This window comes from Microbacterium paraoxydans, from assembly GCF_020524545.1.
GTDB lineage: Bacteria > Actinomycetota > Actinomycetes > Actinomycetales > Microbacteriaceae > Microbacterium > Microbacterium paraoxydans_C.
In genome coordinates this window covers 122,474-137,713 of record NZ_JAIVLG010000002.1, presented here as the reverse complement: position 1 = coordinate 137,713, position 15,240 = coordinate 122,474, and the positions used below count along the sequence as shown (strand labels likewise).

20 protein-coding genes are annotated in these 15,240 nt (G+C 67.7%); 9 read left to right on the top strand and 11 right to left on the bottom strand.

All coding sequences use genetic code 11. From position 1 onward, the window contains the following. Window positions 1–35 precede the first annotated feature (35 nt). The 5 genes from LC041_RS05315 (at window position 36) to LC041_RS05295 (ending at window position 4,255) form a co-directional block, all read left to right on the top strand. Entirely contained in the window at window positions 36–1,175 is a 1,140-nt protein-coding gene (locus LC041_RS05315; RefSeq protein ID WP_226531916.1) for an ABC transporter substrate-binding protein, read from the top strand. A 32-nt stretch (window positions 1,176–1,207) separates the two neighbouring features. Then, window positions 1,208–2,110 (top strand): ABC transporter permease, encoded by a 903-nt coding sequence (locus tag LC041_RS05310; protein WP_374197654.1) that lies wholly within the window; start codon window positions 1,208–1,210, stop codon window positions 2,108–2,110. Further along, window positions 2,107–2,901: an ABC transporter permease gene (locus LC041_RS05305; RefSeq protein ID WP_226531915.1), complete on the top strand. Its 795-nt coding sequence runs from the start codon at window positions 2,107–2,109 to the stop codon at window positions 2,899–2,901. The genes LC041_RS05310 and LC041_RS05305 overlap by 4 nt, the downstream gene beginning before the upstream one ends. Further along, window positions 2,898–3,989 (top strand): ABC transporter ATP-binding protein, encoded by a 1,092-nt coding sequence (locus tag LC041_RS05300; protein WP_226531914.1) that lies wholly within the window; start codon window positions 2,898–2,900, stop codon window positions 3,987–3,989. The genes LC041_RS05305 and LC041_RS05300 overlap by 4 nt, the downstream gene beginning before the upstream one ends. 86 nt (window positions 3,990–4,075) lie before the next feature. Further along, window positions 4,076–4,255 carry a YegP family protein gene (locus LC041_RS05295; protein WP_226531913.1) on the top strand — a complete coding sequence of 60 codons (180 nt, stop codon included), beginning with the start codon at window positions 4,076–4,078 and terminating at the stop codon, window positions 4,253–4,255. Between the two features lie 138 nt (window positions 4,256–4,393). Here the strand turns inward: LC041_RS05295 and LC041_RS05290 are convergent, their stop codons facing one another. From LC041_RS05290 to LC041_RS05245, 10 genes are all read right to left on the bottom strand, one after another. Continuing rightward, on the bottom strand, window positions 4,394–5,149 hold the full coding sequence (locus LC041_RS05290) for an amino acid ABC transporter ATP-binding protein (protein ID WP_226531912.1): 756 nt from the start codon (window positions 5,147–5,149) through the stop codon (window positions 4,394–4,396). Next, the gene (locus tag LC041_RS05285; RefSeq protein ID WP_226531911.1) at window positions 5,146–5,943 is read right to left on the bottom strand and encodes an amino acid ABC transporter permease; all 798 of its coding nucleotides are present in this window, start codon (window positions 5,941–5,943) and stop codon (window positions 5,146–5,148) included. Before LC041_RS05285 ends, LC041_RS05290 begins: the two co-directional genes overlap by 4 nt. A 34-nt stretch (window positions 5,944–5,977) precedes the next feature. Beyond that, window positions 5,978–6,790, bottom strand: a complete 813-nt coding sequence (locus LC041_RS05280; protein ID WP_226531910.1) for a basic amino acid ABC transporter substrate-binding protein — start codon at window positions 6,788–6,790, stop codon at window positions 5,978–5,980. Between the two features lie 226 nt (window positions 6,791–7,016). Continuing rightward, complete coding sequence (locus tag LC041_RS05275; protein ID WP_226531909.1) at window positions 7,017–7,214, bottom strand: hypothetical protein; 198 nt, start codon at window positions 7,212–7,214, stop codon at window positions 7,017–7,019. A 296-nt stretch (window positions 7,215–7,510) separates the two neighbouring features. Next, the gene (locus tag LC041_RS05270) at window positions 7,511–7,813 is read right to left on the bottom strand and encodes a Dabb family protein (protein ID WP_226531908.1); all 303 of its coding nucleotides are present in this window, start codon (window positions 7,811–7,813) and stop codon (window positions 7,511–7,513) included. Further along, entirely contained in the window at window positions 7,810–8,106 is a 297-nt protein-coding gene (locus LC041_RS05265) for a glutaredoxin family protein (RefSeq protein WP_226531907.1), read from the bottom strand. Before LC041_RS05265 ends, LC041_RS05270 begins: the two co-directional genes overlap by 4 nt. Then, on the bottom strand, window positions 8,103–8,405 hold the full coding sequence (locus tag LC041_RS05260) for a rhodanese-like domain-containing protein (protein ID WP_226531906.1): 303 nt from the start codon (window positions 8,403–8,405) through the stop codon (window positions 8,103–8,105). Before LC041_RS05260 ends, LC041_RS05265 begins: the two co-directional genes overlap by 4 nt. A gap of 78 nt (window positions 8,406–8,483) precedes the next feature. Next, a complete protein-coding gene (locus LC041_RS05255; RefSeq protein ID WP_003792170.1) occupies window positions 8,484–8,582 on the bottom strand; it encodes a 30S ribosomal protein bS22 in 99 nt (32 codons plus the stop codon). 123 nt (window positions 8,583–8,705) lie between these two features. Beyond that, the gene (locus LC041_RS05250; RefSeq protein ID WP_047520567.1) at window positions 8,706–8,897 is read right to left on the bottom strand and encodes a helix-turn-helix domain-containing protein; all 192 of its coding nucleotides are present in this window, start codon (window positions 8,895–8,897) and stop codon (window positions 8,706–8,708) included. Window positions 8,898–9,301: 404 nt separating this feature from the next. Next, entirely contained in the window at window positions 9,302–9,718 is a 417-nt protein-coding gene (locus tag LC041_RS05245) for an ArsR/SmtB family transcription factor (RefSeq protein WP_226531905.1), read from the bottom strand. Between the two features lie 106 nt (window positions 9,719–9,824). Between LC041_RS05245 and LC041_RS05240 the strand changes: the two genes are divergently transcribed. The 4 genes from LC041_RS05240 (at window position 9,825) to LC041_RS05225 (ending at window position 14,348) form a co-directional block, all read left to right on the top strand. Then, the gene (locus LC041_RS05240; protein WP_226531904.1) at window positions 9,825–11,255 is read left to right on the top strand and encodes a TrkH family potassium uptake protein; all 1,431 of its coding nucleotides are present in this window, start codon (window positions 9,825–9,827) and stop codon (window positions 11,253–11,255) included. Continuing rightward, window positions 11,248–11,919, top strand: coding sequence for a potassium channel family protein (locus LC041_RS05235; protein ID WP_021198064.1), 672 nt, complete (start codon window positions 11,248–11,250; stop codon window positions 11,917–11,919). Before LC041_RS05240 ends, LC041_RS05235 begins: the two co-directional genes overlap by 8 nt. A gap of 78 nt (window positions 11,920–11,997) precedes the next feature. After that, window positions 11,998–12,774, top strand: coding sequence for an ABC transporter ATP-binding protein (locus LC041_RS05230; RefSeq protein ID WP_226531903.1), 777 nt, complete (start codon window positions 11,998–12,000; stop codon window positions 12,772–12,774). Continuing rightward, window positions 12,756–14,348: a hypothetical protein gene (locus LC041_RS05225; protein ID WP_226531902.1), complete on the top strand. Its 1,593-nt coding sequence runs from the start codon at window positions 12,756–12,758 to the stop codon at window positions 14,346–14,348. The genes LC041_RS05230 and LC041_RS05225 overlap by 19 nt, the downstream gene beginning before the upstream one ends. Before the next feature lie 43 nt (window positions 14,349–14,391). Here LC041_RS05225 and proC read toward each other — a convergent pair whose 3' ends face one another. Continuing rightward, window positions 14,392–15,231, bottom strand: a complete 840-nt coding sequence (gene proC / locus LC041_RS05220) for a pyrroline-5-carboxylate reductase (protein ID WP_226531901.1) — start codon at window positions 15,229–15,231, stop codon at window positions 14,392–14,394. Window positions 15,232–15,240: the final 9 nt, after the last annotated feature.

Here is a 15,240-nt window from a genome sequence, read left to right as displayed (position 1 = left end):
ACCGGCTCACAGCGCCGGACACCGAGAGGACACTCATGCCCCGCATCACCCGTCGCGCGCGCATCGGCGCCGGCATCGCCCTGGCCACCACGGCCGCACTCGCACTCACTGCCTGCTCCGGCGCAGCCGACGCGACCGGAGGAGGCGACTCCGATGTCGATGCCTCGGCCGCGACCTCGGTGGCCGACTTCGGAACCTTCGCCGATCTCGAAGCCGCTGCCAAGGCGGAAGGCTCTCTGAACGTCATCGCCCTTCCGCGCGACTGGGCGAACTACGGCGAGATCATCGATCTGTTCGCCGAGAAGTACCCCGAGATCACGATCAACGAGACCTCGCCCGACGTCTCCAGCGCGGAGGAGATTCAGGCGGCGGAGACCAACAAGGGTCTCGACACCGCCCCGGACGTGTTCGACCTCGGCCTGACCGTCGCACTGCAGAACACCGACACGTTCGCGCCCTACAAGGTGCAGACCTGGGACGACATCCCCGACGAGCTGAAGGAGCCCACCGGACTCTTCGTCGGCGACTACGGCGGCTACATGTCGATCGGCTACGACTCGTCGAAGTTCGACGCTCCCGCCGAGCTCTCCGACCTGCTCTCGTCCGACTACAAGGGCGCCGTGGCGATCAACGGCGACCCCACTCAGGCCGGTGCCGCGTTCGCGGCCGTGGGGCTGGCGACCGTGCAGTCCGACGGCACACTCGACGACTTCCAGCCGGGCATCGACTTCTTCTCCGACCTGCAGGCGGCCGGCAACCTGCTCAAGGTCGACGTCACCACAGCGACCATCGTAAGCGGGGAGACCCCGGTCGTCTTCGACTGGGACTACCTGAACGCCTCCCACTCGGCCGACAACGAGGACTGGAAGGTCGTCGTGTTCGACGGCACGGGCTACGCCGGCTACTACAACCAGGCCATCAACATCGACGCCCCGCACCCCGCGGCCGCCCGTCTGTGGCAGGAGTTCCTCTACAGTGACGAGGTTCAGAACCTGTGGCTGAAGGGCGGCGCCCGTCCGGTGCGCATGGAGGCCATGACCGACGCGGGCACGATCGACGCCGACCTCGCTGCTGCGCTCCCCGAGGCCCCGGAGGAGACCGTCGTCCCGACCGAGGAGCAGTCCACGAACGCCGGTACCCTCCTCGGCGAGAAGTGGGCCGCGGCGGTCCAGTGACGACCCTCGCCGAAACGGGGGCGGATGCTGCGGTGTCCGCCCCCGCCCTCCCCGCCGGATCCTCGCCCCACGCGCGGATCCGGCGGTCCGCGCCGTCCTTCGCCTGGCTCGGACTCGCCCCCTTCACCGCCTATGTCGTGCTGTTCCTCGCCGTTCCGACCGTGCTCGCCATCGGCTCCGGCTTCTTCACGAAGGACGGCACCTTCACGTGGTCGAACATCGCGGCCCTCGCCGATCCCGTCGTGGTGAGCACCTTCGCGAACTCCGCCGGACTCTCGCTCCTCACCGCCGTAGTCGGCGCCGTGATCGGAGCACTCGTCTGCTACGCACTGCTGGGCATGGGCCCCGAGAGCCGCACGCGCTCCGCCGTGGACGCCGCTGCCGGAGTGCTCGCCCAGTTCGGCGGCGTCATGCTGGCCTTCGCGTTCATCGCGACGATCGGCATCCAGGGCGTGGTCACCGTCTTCCTGAGAGACTCCCTCGGCATCGACATCTTCGCGAACGGCACCTGGTTGTACGAGCTGCCGGGTCTGATCCTCCCCTACTTCTTCTTCCAGATCCCCCTGATGGTCATCACTTTCATGCCGGCGCTCGCCGCCCTCAAACCGCAGTGGGCGGAGGCGAACCTGACCCTCGGCGGCACCCGCGCGAGCTTCTGGTGGCGCATCGGCATCCCGGTGCTCGCTCCCTCGTTCCTCGCCAGTCTGCTGCTGCTGTTCGCGAACGCGTTCTCGTCGTACGCCACGGCCGCCGCCCTCGCGAGCCAGGGTGCGCAGATCGTGCCGCTCCAGATCCGCACCGCCCTCACGAGCGAGACCGTGCTCGGACGGGAGAACCTCGCCGGTGCCCTCGCGCTCGGCATGATCGTGGTCGTCGGCATCGTGATGGCGCTGTACTCGTTGGTGCAGCGCCGCGCGGCGAGGTGGCAATCGTGAACCGGCTCGGCCCGTCCCTCGCGACCCGCTGGATCATCGGCATCCTGGTCGGCGCGTTCTTCGCCGTCCCTCTGGTCTCGACGTTCCTCTTCACGCTGCGCGACCCCGAGGGCGGGCTGTCGTTCGCCCGCTGGATCGCACTCTTCGATCCCGCAACCGCCGCCACGCTCAAGCCGATCTGGACGGGGCTCGGGAACTCGCTGGTGCTCGCCGTCGTCACCGTGGTCATCGTGCTGCTCCTGCTGGCACCGACCATGATCCTGGTGAACCTGCGCTTCCCGAAACTGCGGCCGGCGTTCGAGTTCGCGGTGCTCCTGCCGATCTCGATCCCCGCGATCGTCCTGGTCGTCGGACTGGCCCCGATCTACCTGCAGATCGGACGCACGCTCGGCACCGGCACGTGGACGCTGGCCTTCGCATACGGCATCACCGTGCTGCCCTTCGCCTTCCGCTCGATCCAGGCCTCCATCGACGCAGCCGACCTGCGCACTCTCGCCGAGGCCGCGCGCTCACTCGGAGCGAGCTGGCCCGTCGTCGTGCTCAAGGTGCTCGCTCCGAACCTCCGTCAAGGACTCCTGGCCGCGTCGCTGATCTCGATCGCCGTCGTGCTCGGGGAGTTCACGATCGCCTCCCTCCTGAACCGCCAGGTGTTCCAGACCGCCATGGTCGTGGTGAACAAACAGGATCCGTACGCGCCGGCCATCTTCACCCTGCTCGCGTTGGCGTTCGTGTTCCTCCTGCTCCTCCTCATCGGCCGCATCGCCCGCGGCTCACGAAAGGCCCGCTCATGACCGTCGACCACGCGCTGCCGCGCACCAAGGACAACCTGCTGCTCGCCCGTGCCGGAGAGGGCACCCGCGTGGAACTGCAGGGGATCGTGAAGAGCTACGCCGGCACACAGGTCCTGCACGGCGTGGACCTCGACATCGCTCCCGGCGAGTTCGTCTCCCTGCTCGGCCCCTCCGGGTGCGGCAAGACGACCCTGCTGCGGGTGCTCGCCGGTCTCGAAGGGGCCGACGCGGGCGCCGTGCTGCTCGGCGGTGGGGACGTGTCGCGGGTACCGACGAGCAAGCGCGACATCGGCATGGTCTTCCAGTCGTACTCGCTGTTCCCCCACCTGCGGGTCTCCGACAACACGGCCTTCGGGCTGCGGCGGAGGGGCATCGGCCGAGCGGAGGCGGAGAAGCGCTCCCTCGACGCGCTCGCACTGGTCGGTTTGCGCGACTTCGCCGACAGGTTCCCGCATCAGCTCTCCGGCGGTCAGCAGCAACGTGTCGCCCTCGCGCGAGCGCTGGTGACCGAGCCCAAGGTGCTGCTGCTCGACGAGCCGCTCTCGGCGCTCGACGCGAAGGTGCGGGTGCAGCTGCGCGACGAGATCCGCCGCCTCCAGCTACGACTCGGCATCACCACCGTCTTCGTCACGCACGACCAGGAGGAGGCACTCGCCGTGTCGGACCGGATCGCCGTGATGAGCGCGGGCCGCATCGAGCAGATCGGCACGCCGGAGCAGCTGTACACGTTGCCCTCCACGGCGGGGGTCGCCGCCTTCGTGGGACTCTCGAGCGTGGTCTCGGGTGTCGCCGAGGGCGACCACGTGCTGGTGTGGGGACAGCGACTCCCCCTGCAGTCACCGGCGGATGGGCCGGTCGATGTGTATCTTCGGCCGGAGAACGTGTACTTCGCATCGGAGGCGGATTCCTCGACCGATGCCCTGGTCGAGGAGAGCACCTTCCTCGGGAGCATGCGCCGCACCCTGGTGCGCACCGAGTCGGGCGAGCTCGTGCGCGTGCAGCACGCCCCCGGGATCCATCCGTCGTTCGGGGACCGCGTCCGCATCGCGGTGGCTCCCGAGCCTGTCGCGGTTCATCCCCGCGGCTGATCCCCCGCTCTTCCGCGGATGCTCGCCGGACGCTAGCGTGAGGCCCGAGAGGGCGGGCTGCCCTCATCCGAGAGAAAGGACGCCTCATGGCAGGCAAGTTCGAGCTGTACACCGACAGGTCCGGCGAGTACCGGTTCCGCCTGAAGGCCGGCAACGGCGAGGTCATCGCGACCAGCGAGGGCTACTCCTCGAAGTCCGCCGCCCTGAACGGTATCGACTCCGTCCGCCGGAACGCCGCCGAGGCCGAGGTCGTCGAGGCCGGCTGAGCACGCGTCCGTCCGCCCTCGCGTCCGACTGAGTTCGACGCCCCCGTTCAGCGTCGAGACCCCCGGTGGCAGACGTCTGTCACCGGGGGTCTCGACGCACAGACGGGGTGCCGACGCCCAGACGGGGCCGGTGCGGAGTCAGAGCACGCGCGAGAGGAAGTCCTTCGTGCGCGGATGCTGCGGATTGCCGAGCACCTCGCGCGGATCGCCCTCTTCGACGATGTGCCCACCGTCCATGAAGATCAGGCGGGATCCGACCTCGCGCGCGAAGCCCATCTCGTGCGTGACGACGAGCATCGTCATCCCCTCGTCCGCCAGCGAGCGCATGACCTGCAACACCTCGCCGACCAGCTCGGGGTCGAGCGCCGAGGTCGGCTCGTCGAACAGCATCATGTCGGGGTTCATGCACAGGGCGCGTGCGATCGCCACGCGCTGCTGCTGCCCGCCCGACAGGTGTCCGGGGAAGGCGTCCGCCTTCTCGGCGAGGCCGACCCGCTCGAGCATCGCGTGGGCGATCTGCTCCGACTCCTTCTTGGAGCGCTTCTTCACCCGCTGCTGGGCGATGGTGAGGTTGCCGAGCACGTCGAGGTGCGGGAACAGGTTGAAGCTCTGGAACACCATGCCGATCCGCGTGCGCACGCGGTCGATGTCGACGTCGGGGTCGGTGATGTCGATCCCCTCGATCAGCACCTTGCCGTCTGTCGGTTCTTCGAGGAGATTCACCGAGCGCAGCAGCGTCGACTTCCCCGAGCCCGAGGGCCCGATCACGCAGACGACCTCGCCCTTGGTGACGGTGAGGTCGATGCCCTTGAGCACCTCGTTGTCGCCGAAGGATTTCACGAGCCCCTGCACGTCGATCGCCGGGGCGTGGACATCGATAAGTTCGGTGATCATCGCTGCCTCGACATCCGTCGCTCCAGCCACGCGCTGAAGCGCGTGAGCGGAATCGTCACGATCAGGTAGAGGATCGCCGCCATGATCAGCGGCGTTCCGTTCGCGTTCTGCGTGCTCGCGTCGCGGGCGAAGTTCGTGAGCTCCTTCGACCAGATGAAGGATCCTGCCACGAACAGCAACGAGGTGTCCTTCAGCAGCAGCACGAACTCGTTCGTCAACGGCGGGATGATGATCCGGAATCCCTGGGGCACGACGATCCAGAAGGTCGTCTTCATCGGCGACATGCCCAGCGAACGCGCCGCCTCCGTCTGCCCCTTCGGAACCGCCTGGATGCCGGCGCGGATCGTCTCGGCCATGTACGCCGAGGCGACCAGAATCAGACCGATGAGTCCGAGGACCACCGGGCCGCCGAGCTTCGTGCCGGGCACTCCCAAACCGATCGGCACGATGAACGCGATCGCAAAGATCGTGAGGATCGCGGGAAGGCCGCGGAACAACTCGATCCAGCAGGTCGCGATCCAGCGGAACGGCCCGATCTCCGAAAGCTTCATCAACGCGAGCACGATGCCGAGGAGAAGGCCACCGACGAAGGCCACGGCGGTGAACCAGAGCGTGTTCACGAGTGCGGTCGTGATGATCCCCGGCAGCATCTTCGCGGCGATCTCCGGGTTGAAGTAGAGCTGCGCGATACGTGCCCAGTCGGTGGCCACGATCACCCAGACGGCGATCGCGATTAGGACCACGTAGACGGAATACCGATACAGCTTGCTCTTTGTCGTGCGCCTCAACGCCATCGTCAAGGACCTCCCGATCTACTGACGCCGCCGATTACTTCGCGGAGAAGTACTCGTCGTAGATCGTCTGATACTCCCCGCTGTCACGCAGATCCAGCAGCGCTCCGTTGACGGCCTCGAGCAGCGCGTCCTTCTCACCCTTGGCGAAGGCGAAGCCGTACGACTCGTCGGTCTCGTAGGTCTCGACGATCTTGTACGCGGAGTCGGCCTTCTCGTGCTCGATGTTCACCGGCTGGTCCTGCAGGATCGCGTCGATCTGACCGGCCTGCATCGCCGGCCACAGCTCGCCATCGGACGGGTACTGCACGAGCTGCGCGCCCGGCGCGTTCTCACCGGCGTAGGCCTCGCCCGTGGTGCCCTGCTGCACACCCACGTTCTTGCCGTCGAGGTCGTCGATCGACGTGATGCCCGAGTCGGTGCGCACCAGCAACGACTGCAGCGAGTCGTAATAGGGGTCGGAGAAGTCGATGTTCGCCTGACGCTCTTCGGTGATCGTCATCGCCGAAGCGCCGACGTCGCAGTTGCCGGCGGCGAGCAGCGTGCCTGACTGCAACGCATCGAAGCCGACATCCTGCACGGAGATCTTCAGGTCCAGCTTCTCCGCGATCGCGGTGAGCAGATCGATGTCGAAGCCGGTGTACTCCCCGTTCTCATCCTCGAACTCGAAGGGCTTGTACGGGATGTCGGAGCAGACGGTGAGCGTGCCCGCCTCGATCAAGCCATAGTCGTCACCCGCTGCCGGAGTGTCGCCGCCTCCGGCGTCGGACGATCCGGTGGCGCAACCGGCGAGAGCGAAGGTGGCGGTGGCCACGAGGGCGAGTCCGGCGATGAGGTTACGACGAGGCATGTCGGCTCCTGTGAGTCGAGGGCGAAGAGGACGCCCGGTGACGGTAGGAGAACATCTAAACATGCGGATCGTCGCGTGACCAATGACATCGGCATCGCCGTGTATCACGTTTGCATTGCGGTGCGTTGGCGTGCTCCCAACGACCGGGATCCGTGCGCCCCCGGCGACAGGGGCATCTCTGAACCCTTGCCACCCGGGCGGCAGCCACTGTCTTTGACCGAGCCTCTTACCAAGCAGCGCCGTAGTACGCGTACTTGTTCAAGGGCTTGTACACGGTGAGCTTCATGTCGCCACCCGGCACGCTCGGGCAGACTTTCGACTTTGATGAACCTGCGCCCTCGAGAGTGCACTGATAGTTGTACGGCCCGAAAAGCGTGACTTTCAGCGTCGAGGTGGCGTTGCTGTTGTTCCAGTTGATGGTCACGCTGCCAGAACTCGTATGCGTCTTGATAGTGAGTACGCACGTCGTCGCTGAGGTTCCACAGTAAGTTCCTACCGAGCCCGCTGCTTGTGCAGGGGTCGAAGCTCCCACTACGAGCGCAACAATTGCCGCTGCCCCGAGCATTGCCTTCCATTTCCGCATCCGAAGGGTTCCTTTCGTCACTGCCGCTCTCCGCTGAGCGGCTCATGGCGACGACTGTATCGAGCGGAGCGCACCCACGCTAGAATCTGGCTCAGCAATGTGGAAACCACGTACATCTGCAAGCAGTCGACGCGGTCTCAGACCTCGAAGTCGACAGCGACGCGCGAGGCGACGACGGAGCGGATGTAGACCGCGACCTCTTCGTGCGCGGGGTGCACCTGGTATTCGTCGATCGCCTCGACCGTCGCGAAATCGGCGACGAGTGTCACGTCCCAGTTCACCTCCGGGTAGGCCACGTTGGCGCCGGCGGAGATCGACAGCAGCTGCGGCACCACGCCGTCGAGCGCATTGAGGCGACGAGCGACCTCAGCCGCCTGCTCCCGGCGCACGGAGGCGTCTTCCGCGGCGAGCTTCCACGTCACGACATGGCGGATGGTCACAGGGCTTCCTCCGACTCGAACTTCGCATCGCTGCGGACAGCCGTCTCCAGCGCGTCGCGCAGACGGTCCGGCGTCACACGCCAGTGCGCGTGCAGCTCACCGTCGATCAGCACGACCGGGATCTTCTCCCACCACAGCTCGTAGAGGGCGGGGTCGTCCTGGATCGATGCCTCGACGATCTCGATCTGTTCCGCCGCGGCATCAGGCAGTTCGGCGACGACGGCGTCGATCACGTCAGACGCCACCTCGCACAGATGACAGTCGGGCTTGCGGATGAGCGTCAGCGTGGTCACGCCGACGGCACCTCGACCGCGCGACCCTGCGAGATCCACTCACCGGTGCCGCCCTCGACGTTCGTCACGTCGTAACCGCGGGACTCGAGCGCCTCGACGACGCGTGCCGAACGGCCGCCCGCCTGGCAGATGACATCGAACGCCTCGGCGGGGAGTTCTTCGAGCCGATTGCCGATCTCGGACATGGGGATGTTGACAGCGCCGGGCACGTGGCCCGCGGCGAACTCGTCGACCTCCCGGACATCGATGAGCGGGACACCGGATCGCTCGGCGAGTTCGGTGACGGTGATCGACTTCATGACTTCCTCTCGGCGGTTCGGATCCGTGGACGGAGACACAAAGCGCCCGTCCGAAGACAGGCGCTCGTGTCTGGTCGCTTACTTCTTGTTGCGACGCTGGTGGCGAGTCTTGCGAAGCAGCTTGCGGTGCTTCTTCTTCGCCATGCGCTTGCGGCGCTTCTTGATGACAGAACCCACGGAAACCTCACTAAGTCAGGGGCTGGGTGTCCCCGAAATCGGACACCCGGGTACGGGCACGGAAAAATGCCTCGGATCAGTCTAGCAAACCCGACGGCGTGCGCCGTGCGGCCTCGAACCGACTCACCCGACGTCGGCGATGGGCCGCTGCAGGGCGTCGGCCACGGCCGATTCCGGTACGCGGTAGCTCCGCCCGAAGCGGACGGCTGGCAGTTCCCCGGCGTGCACCAGCCGATACACGGTCATCTTGGACACGCGCATGATTTCGGCGACCTCGGCCACCGTGAGGAATCGGACATCTGGAACCTCGGGCATCCCACGTACCCCTTTCTCGATGTGCACACTCTATGGGGTAGCTGGGACACCTGTAAACCCGTGTGGCGCATGTGATCAGGGCGCTCCCGAGCTGTTCGGGCGCACGGAGGCCGGTACCGACGAGGGATCTCCGCTGCGATCGTCCAGCTGAGGCATAGGCGTCGCTCGCCGTTCGCTCAGCAGGGACTGCCACTGTCAGGGCAGGACTCGTGCCGGCACCGCCGAGTCCCCGCGGATCTGGGGATCCGCGGATCGCCCCTGACGACATGCCCCCCCGGCCGTCAGGGGCGAGGCGTTTCCGGGCTACGCCCCACGACTCCCAGCGGCGCCGCGCGACGGGGAGTCATCCCTCACGACCGCGCCGTCGAGTCGGCCGCACCCGACCGGCAACCCGTCGAAGGGGCTCAACCGCCGAGCCGCTTGAACGCCGTCGTGACGGCGTGCTTCGCCGATGCCGCCGCGCGCCCGACGACCTCGGCGGCGTGCGCAGCACCGTCGGGAAGCGGACCGGCGGGGTAGTCGATGTCCGGGGCCGCGTCACCGTAGGCGTCGACCAGGAACGGAACGAGCCAGTCGTCGACGACTTCGAGCGGCTTGACCGCGAGGCTGTAGAAACGACGCTGTCCGTCTTCGCGCACGGACACCAGTTCGGCATCGCGGAGCACCTTGAGGTGCTTCGACACGGTGGGCTGGCTGATGCCGAGATCTGCGACGATCTGGCTGACGCTCGTGCCGGTCTCCCCTTCGGACATGTGTCGCAGCAGGAGCTGGAGGATGTCGCGCCTCGTACCGTCTGCGATCACGTCGAAGATGTCCGTCATGTGATCAGGGTAGTCGGCTCCGGACCGGAGTACCATGACGGAGGCTCGGCCGACCGGAGCCGTGCGACCGCAGGGCACGTCCGAGAGAGAAGATGAGGGGGCTGCGATGTCGGGCATCGTTTCGGCGTCGTCCCCGGGGCAGGGCCTGTCCGGCGTCGCCGGGCGGGCGAAGCAGATCGTCACCTCCTCGCCCTCTCGTTTCGCGATCGTCGTCTTCGCGCTCTTGATCCTCGTGTTCACGGTGCTGCTCTCACTGCCGATCGCGTCCGCCACCGGCACGGTCACACCGCTGAGCGACGCGCTCTTCACCGCGATGTCCACGATCTGCGTGACCGGCCTCTCGACGGTGGACATGGCGAACCACTGGTCGCCGTTCGGGCACGTCGTGGTCTTCCTCGGTGTGAACATCGGGGCGCTCGGCGTGCTCACCCTCGCCTCCCTCATGGGCATGCTCATCTCCAAGCGTCTGGGACTGCGGGCCAAATTGATGGCGGCCGGCGACACGAACCCACTGCGTGCACACGGGGGCGTGGTCAACGAGAGCCAGACGGTGCGTCTGGGCGAGGTCGGTCAGCTGCTGACGACCGTCGCCGTGTCCGCCCTCATCATCGAGGCCACGCTCGCCCTCCTCCTCTACCCGGCCCTCGTGATGGCGGAGGTCAACCCGATCGCCGCGCTCTGGGAGGCCCCGTACTTCGCAGCCATGGCCTTCACCAACACCGGGTTCGCACCGAATGACGGCGGCGTCGCCGTGTTCGCCGACGACTACCTCGTGCTCTCCCTGCTCATGGTGGGCGTGTTCCTCGGCAGCATCGGCTTTCCCGTCATCTACTCGCTGGCCAAACACGTCTGGCATGTCAAGCGCTGGTCGCTGCACACGAAGCTCACTCTCGTCACCACGGTCCTCTTGTTCTTCCTGGCCGCCGCCGTGTTCATCGTCCTGGAGTTCGACAACCCGAAGACGTTCGGATCGATGGATGCCGCGGACACGACGTTCCAGGCGTTCTTCCTCTCGGCGATGACGAGATCGGGGGGCTTCAGCGTTATCGAGATGGACGATCTGAACGGCTCTTCCCTGCTCGCGGCGAGCATGCTGATGTTCGTGGGCGGAGGCTCGGCATCGACGGCAGGCGGGATCAAGGTCACCACCCTGGCCGTCCTCGCGATCGCCGTGTGGTCGGAGGCGAAGGGCCGCCAGTCCGTCGAGGCGTTCGGACGGCGCATCCCGAGCGACGTGCAGCGCGTGGCCCTCAGCGTCGTCGCATGGGGTGCGACCATCGTCGCGCTGTCGACCATCGTGATCGCCCAGCTCACCAAAGAGGACATCAGCCGCGTCCTGTTCGATGTGATCTCGGCGTTCGGCACCGTCGGGCTGTCCACAGGGCTCACCGCGGATCTGCCCGATTCGGCCTCCTACGTCATGGCCGCGACCATCTTCATGGGGCGCGTTGGTACAGTGACTCTCGCCGCGGCGGTCGCCGCGACATCGCGAACGCAGTACTACTCACTGCCCGTGGAAAGGCCGATCGTTGGTTGAAGTCCTCCGGGGCGACGCTCCCGTCCTCGTCATCGGTCTCGGCCGCTTCGGCGCTGCCTGCGCCGGCGAGCTCGACCGTCTCGACCGCGAGGTGCTCGCGATCGACGACAACCTCGAGCTCGTGCAGAAGTGGTCCGACAGGGTGACCCACACCGTGCAGGCCGACGCGAAGAACATCGATGCCCTCCGCCAGATCGGCGCGCAGGACTTCCAGGTCGCTGTCGTCGCCGTGGGCTCGTCGATCGAGGCGTCCGTGCTGATCACCGCCAACCTCGTCGACCTCAAGGTGCCCCAGATCTGGGCGAAGGCCGTGTCCCAGTCCCACGGCAAGATCCTGGCCCGGGTCGGCGCGAACCACGTCATCTATCCGGAACGCGAGGCCGGCGAGCGCGTGGCGCACCTGGTGAGCGGACGGATGCTCGACTTCATCCGCTTCGATGACGACTTCGTGCTCGCCAAGATGTACCCCCCGAAGTTCATCCGCGGCGTCGGCCTGAACGAGTCGGGCGTCCGTTCGAAGTACAAGGTCACCGTCGTCGGGGTGAAGAGCCCCGGCAAGCCGTTCCGCTACGCCGAGGCGAACACGATCGTCACCAACCACGACCTCATCATCGTGTCGGGCACCAACAGCGACATCGAGCGGTTCGCCGGACTCGACCGCTGATCACGGGGTACGCCCCGGCTACAAGACTCCCCCTCACGGCGGACGCGCAGACGGCCCGACCGTGGTGGGATGGAACGCATGACCGACCACACCACGGCCCCGCCCGTCCTCGCCCTCCGCGGGCTTCACAAGCAGTTCGGGCCGAAGGTCGCCGTCGACAACCTCTCCCTCGACGTGCCCGCCGGATCGATGCTCGGACTGCTCGGCCCGAACGGCGCAGGCAAGACCACGACCCTCGCCATGGCGACCGGACTGCTGCGTCCGGACGCCGGGAACGCGTGGGTCCTCGGCGCGGACGTGTGGCAGAACCCCGCCGAAGCCAAGGCACGCATGGGTGTGCTCCCTGACGGCATCCGCATGCTCGACCGGCTCTCGGGTGCGGAGCTGCTGCGCTACACCGGGCTGCTGCGGGGCATGGCGGAAGCCGAGGTCGCCTCGCGCACCGAAGAGCTCCTCGCCGCCCTCGGCCTCACCGACGCGCGCGATCGGCTCGTCGTGGACTACTCGGCGGGCATGCGCAAGAAGATCGGCCTGGCCTGCGCCCTGATCCATGCGCCGCGCCTCCTGATCCTCGACGAGCCCCTCGAGGCCGTCGACCCCGTATCCGGCGAGACGATCCGTCAGATCCTGCGGGCGTTCGTCGACGGCGGCGGCACGGTGGTGCTCTCCAGCCACGTCATGGAGCTCGTCGAGTCGATGTGCGACCGGGTCGCCATCGTCGCGGAGGGCCGTCTGCTCGCGCACGGCACGCTGGACGAGGTGCGCGCCGGCCTCACGCTTCAGCAGCGGTTCCTGGCGCTGGTGGGTGCACACGATCTCGGAACGGAGACGCTCGCGTGGTTGCGCTCCTCGTAGGCCTGCGCTGGCGGCAGCTGGGCCACCAGCTCTCGCGCAATCCCTGGATGATCGTGACACTGGTCCTCACCGGGATGATCGCCTTGGGCATGCTCGCGGGGCTGACGGCGGGGCTCGTGGCGCTGCGCTTCGCCGCGCCAGAAGCCGCGGTCACGGTCATGGTCCTCGCCGGCGCCGTGTTGATCGTCGGGTGGTGGGTCGGGTCGATCCTGGTGAGTGCTGATGACTCGCTCGCCCCGGAGCGGTTCGCCCTGCTCCCCCTCACCGCCGGCGCGTTGCTCCCGGGCATGGTCGTCGCGGGTGGGACGACCATCGGCGGCCTCGGTACGACCACGGCCCTGCTCCTCATGCTCCTCGGCTGGTCGATCAGCCTTCCGGCTCTGCTCAGCGCTCTGATCCTCGCGCCCGTCGCCGTCGTCACGTGCGTGCTGGGAGCCCGCGTGGTGAGCGGGGTCCTCGCCGGGTGGCTGGCCCGTCGTGGCACGCGCGACCTCGTCGTGATCCTGGGGGTGGTGCTCGTCGCCTCCTCCGGCTTGCTGCTCAACATCGGCATGGGTGCCCTGTTCCAGGTGAACGACGTGGGCGGGGCGTTCACCGCCGTCTCCGACGTCGTCGGCTGGACGCCCGTCGGCGCGGTGTTCGGCGTCTCCGCATCGATCGCGCAGGGCGAGTACCTCTTCGCCGCGCTCCGCCTCCTCATCGCCCTGTCGACGGTCATCGCCCTCTGGTTCGCGGCACGCGGGCTGCTCGCCGCACGCCTCGTCGCTCCGATCCAGAACAGCGGCGGGGGGCGTGTGCGCTCCGGCGGGCTCCTCGATCGGGTCTTGCCCGCCACTCCCGCCGGTGCGATCGCCGCACGCACACTGCGATACTTCCGCCGCGACCCTCGACAGGTCGTGAACGTGGTGATGATGCTGCTCCTGACCGCGATCTTCATCGGACTCGCCCTCATGAACGGGCTGCAGGACGAGTCCGTCGGATTCGGCCCCGCCCTCACGCTGATCCCGGCGATCAATGCGCTCCTCACCGGCACCATCGTCCAGATGGCCATCGCCTACGACAACGACGCGGTCGCCGCCCACATCCTGGGAGGAGTGAGCGGCGCCGCGGATCGGGCGGGGCGACTGCTCGGATTCGGGCTGATCGCCGTGCCCCTGACCGCGGTGCTGTGCATCGCCACCTGCCTGCTCGCCGGCCGGATGGACCTGCTCCCCGGGAGCCTCGGGGCCGCCTTCGGACTCACAGCGGTCGCGGCCGGTGCGGGAGCGTGGGTGGGCAGCTTTCTCCCGGGGCGCGCTCCCGCCCCCGAGGCCAACCCGCTCGGCCGCGGCTCCTCGGGTGGCGTACAGTCCCTTCTCGCGATGATCATCATCGGTCCGATCACGCTGTTCGTCGGCGCGCCCGCCCTCGGATTCGCGATCGCGGGGATCTGGAATCCCGTGCTGGGCTGGGTCAGCCTCGCGTGCGGTGTCGTGCTCGGCGCACTCGCCCTGTGGGGCGGGACGGTTCTCGGCGGCAGCATCCTCGACCGTCGCTGGCCCGAGGTTCTCGCCGAGGTCGCCAGCGAGAGCTGAGGTGTCTGCCGCGGTTGTCCCGGGCGGTCCGCCAGGCCCCGGCTCAGGCTCCCGCGGCGAGTTCCTTCGCCCGGGCGAGGGCTGCGGCGGCCGCTGCAGAGAAGGTGCGGTCGAGGTGCGCATCCTGCAAGACGGCCACCGCCCGCTCCGTCGTCCCCTTCGGGCTCGTGACGCGACGACGCAGCTCGGCAGGATCCTCACCCGATGAGTCGAGCAGCGCGGTCGCGCCGATGAACGTCTGCTCCACCATCAAGCGGGCGTCGGCGTCCTCGAAGCCCATCTCCACGGCCGCCTTCGTGAACTCCTCGATCAGCAGATACACGTAGGCGGGGCCCGACCCCGAGATCGTCGACAGCGCGTCGATCTGCGACTCCGGCACCTCGACGACCGCGCCGACCGTTTCGAACAGACGACGTACGAGCGCCAGATCGTCCGCGGTGGCGGCGGCCCCCGAAGCGAGGCCTGTGACGCCCTTGCGCACCGTCGACGGGGTGTTCGGCATCGACCGGATCACGCGGGCGTCCGGGCCGAGCACATCGGCGAAGGTCTGCAGTGTGACGCCGGCGGCGACGCTCACCACGATCGCATCGGCGGCGAGGTGCGGAGCGATCTCGCGGAGAAGGTCCGGCACCATCGCCGGCTTCACGCCGACGAGGACGATGCGCGCCCCCGCAGCGGCCTCGGCATTGCCGTCCGGGCGCTCTGCGAGCGCGATGCTCGTGACGCCGGCGAGGCCCGCGAAGGCCTCGGCCTTCTCCGCGGTGCGGTTCGTCGCGGTGACCCCTCCGTCGATGCGGATGCCCGAGGCGATCACGCCACGGAGGATCGCACCGCCCATCGAGCCGGCACCGAGGAAAGCGAGGGAAGGAAGCGAGTCAGCCATGTCGTCATC

Bases quoted from the DNA above. Each gene is read 5' to 3' on its own strand.
- LC041_RS05240 (WP_226531904.1), top strand. From the start codon at position 9,825: ATGTCGGGCATCGTTTCGGCGTCGTCCCCGGGGCAGGGCCTGTCCGGC.
- LC041_RS05285 (WP_226531911.1), bottom strand. From the start codon at position 5,943: ATGGCGTTGAGGCGCACGACAAAGAGCAAGCTGTATCGGTATTCCGTC.
- LC041_RS05260 (WP_226531906.1), bottom strand. From the start codon at position 8,405: ATGAAGTCGATCACCGTCACCGAACTCGCCGAGCGATCCGGTGTCCCG.
- LC041_RS05295 (WP_226531913.1), top strand. From the start codon at position 4,076: ATGGCAGGCAAGTTCGAGCTGTACACCGACAGGTCCGGCGAGTACCGG.
- LC041_RS05300 (WP_226531914.1), top strand. From the start codon at position 2,898: ATGACCGTCGACCACGCGCTGCCGCGCACCAAGGACAACCTGCTGCTC.
- LC041_RS05230 (WP_226531903.1), top strand. From the start codon at position 11,998: ATGACCGACCACACCACGGCCCCGCCCGTCCTCGCCCTCCGCGGGCTT.
- LC041_RS05245 (WP_226531905.1), bottom strand. From the start codon at position 9,718: ATGACGGACATCTTCGACGTGATCGCAGACGGTACGAGGCGCGACATC.
- LC041_RS05280 (WP_226531910.1), bottom strand. From the start codon at position 6,790: ATGCCTCGTCGTAACCTCATCGCCGGACTCGCCCTCGTGGCCACCGCC.
- proC (WP_226531901.1), bottom strand. From the start codon at position 15,231: ATGGCTGACTCGCTTCCTTCCCTCGCTTTCCTCGGTGCCGGCTCGATG.
- LC041_RS05250 (WP_047520567.1), bottom strand. From the start codon at position 8,897: ATGCCCGAGGTTCCAGATGTCCGATTCCTCACGGTGGCCGAGGTCGCC.
- LC041_RS05290 (WP_226531912.1), bottom strand. From the start codon at position 5,149: ATGATCACCGAACTTATCGATGTCCACGCCCCGGCGATCGACGTGCAG.
- LC041_RS05315 (WP_226531916.1), top strand. From the start codon at position 36: ATGCCCCGCATCACCCGTCGCGCGCGCATCGGCGCCGGCATCGCCCTG.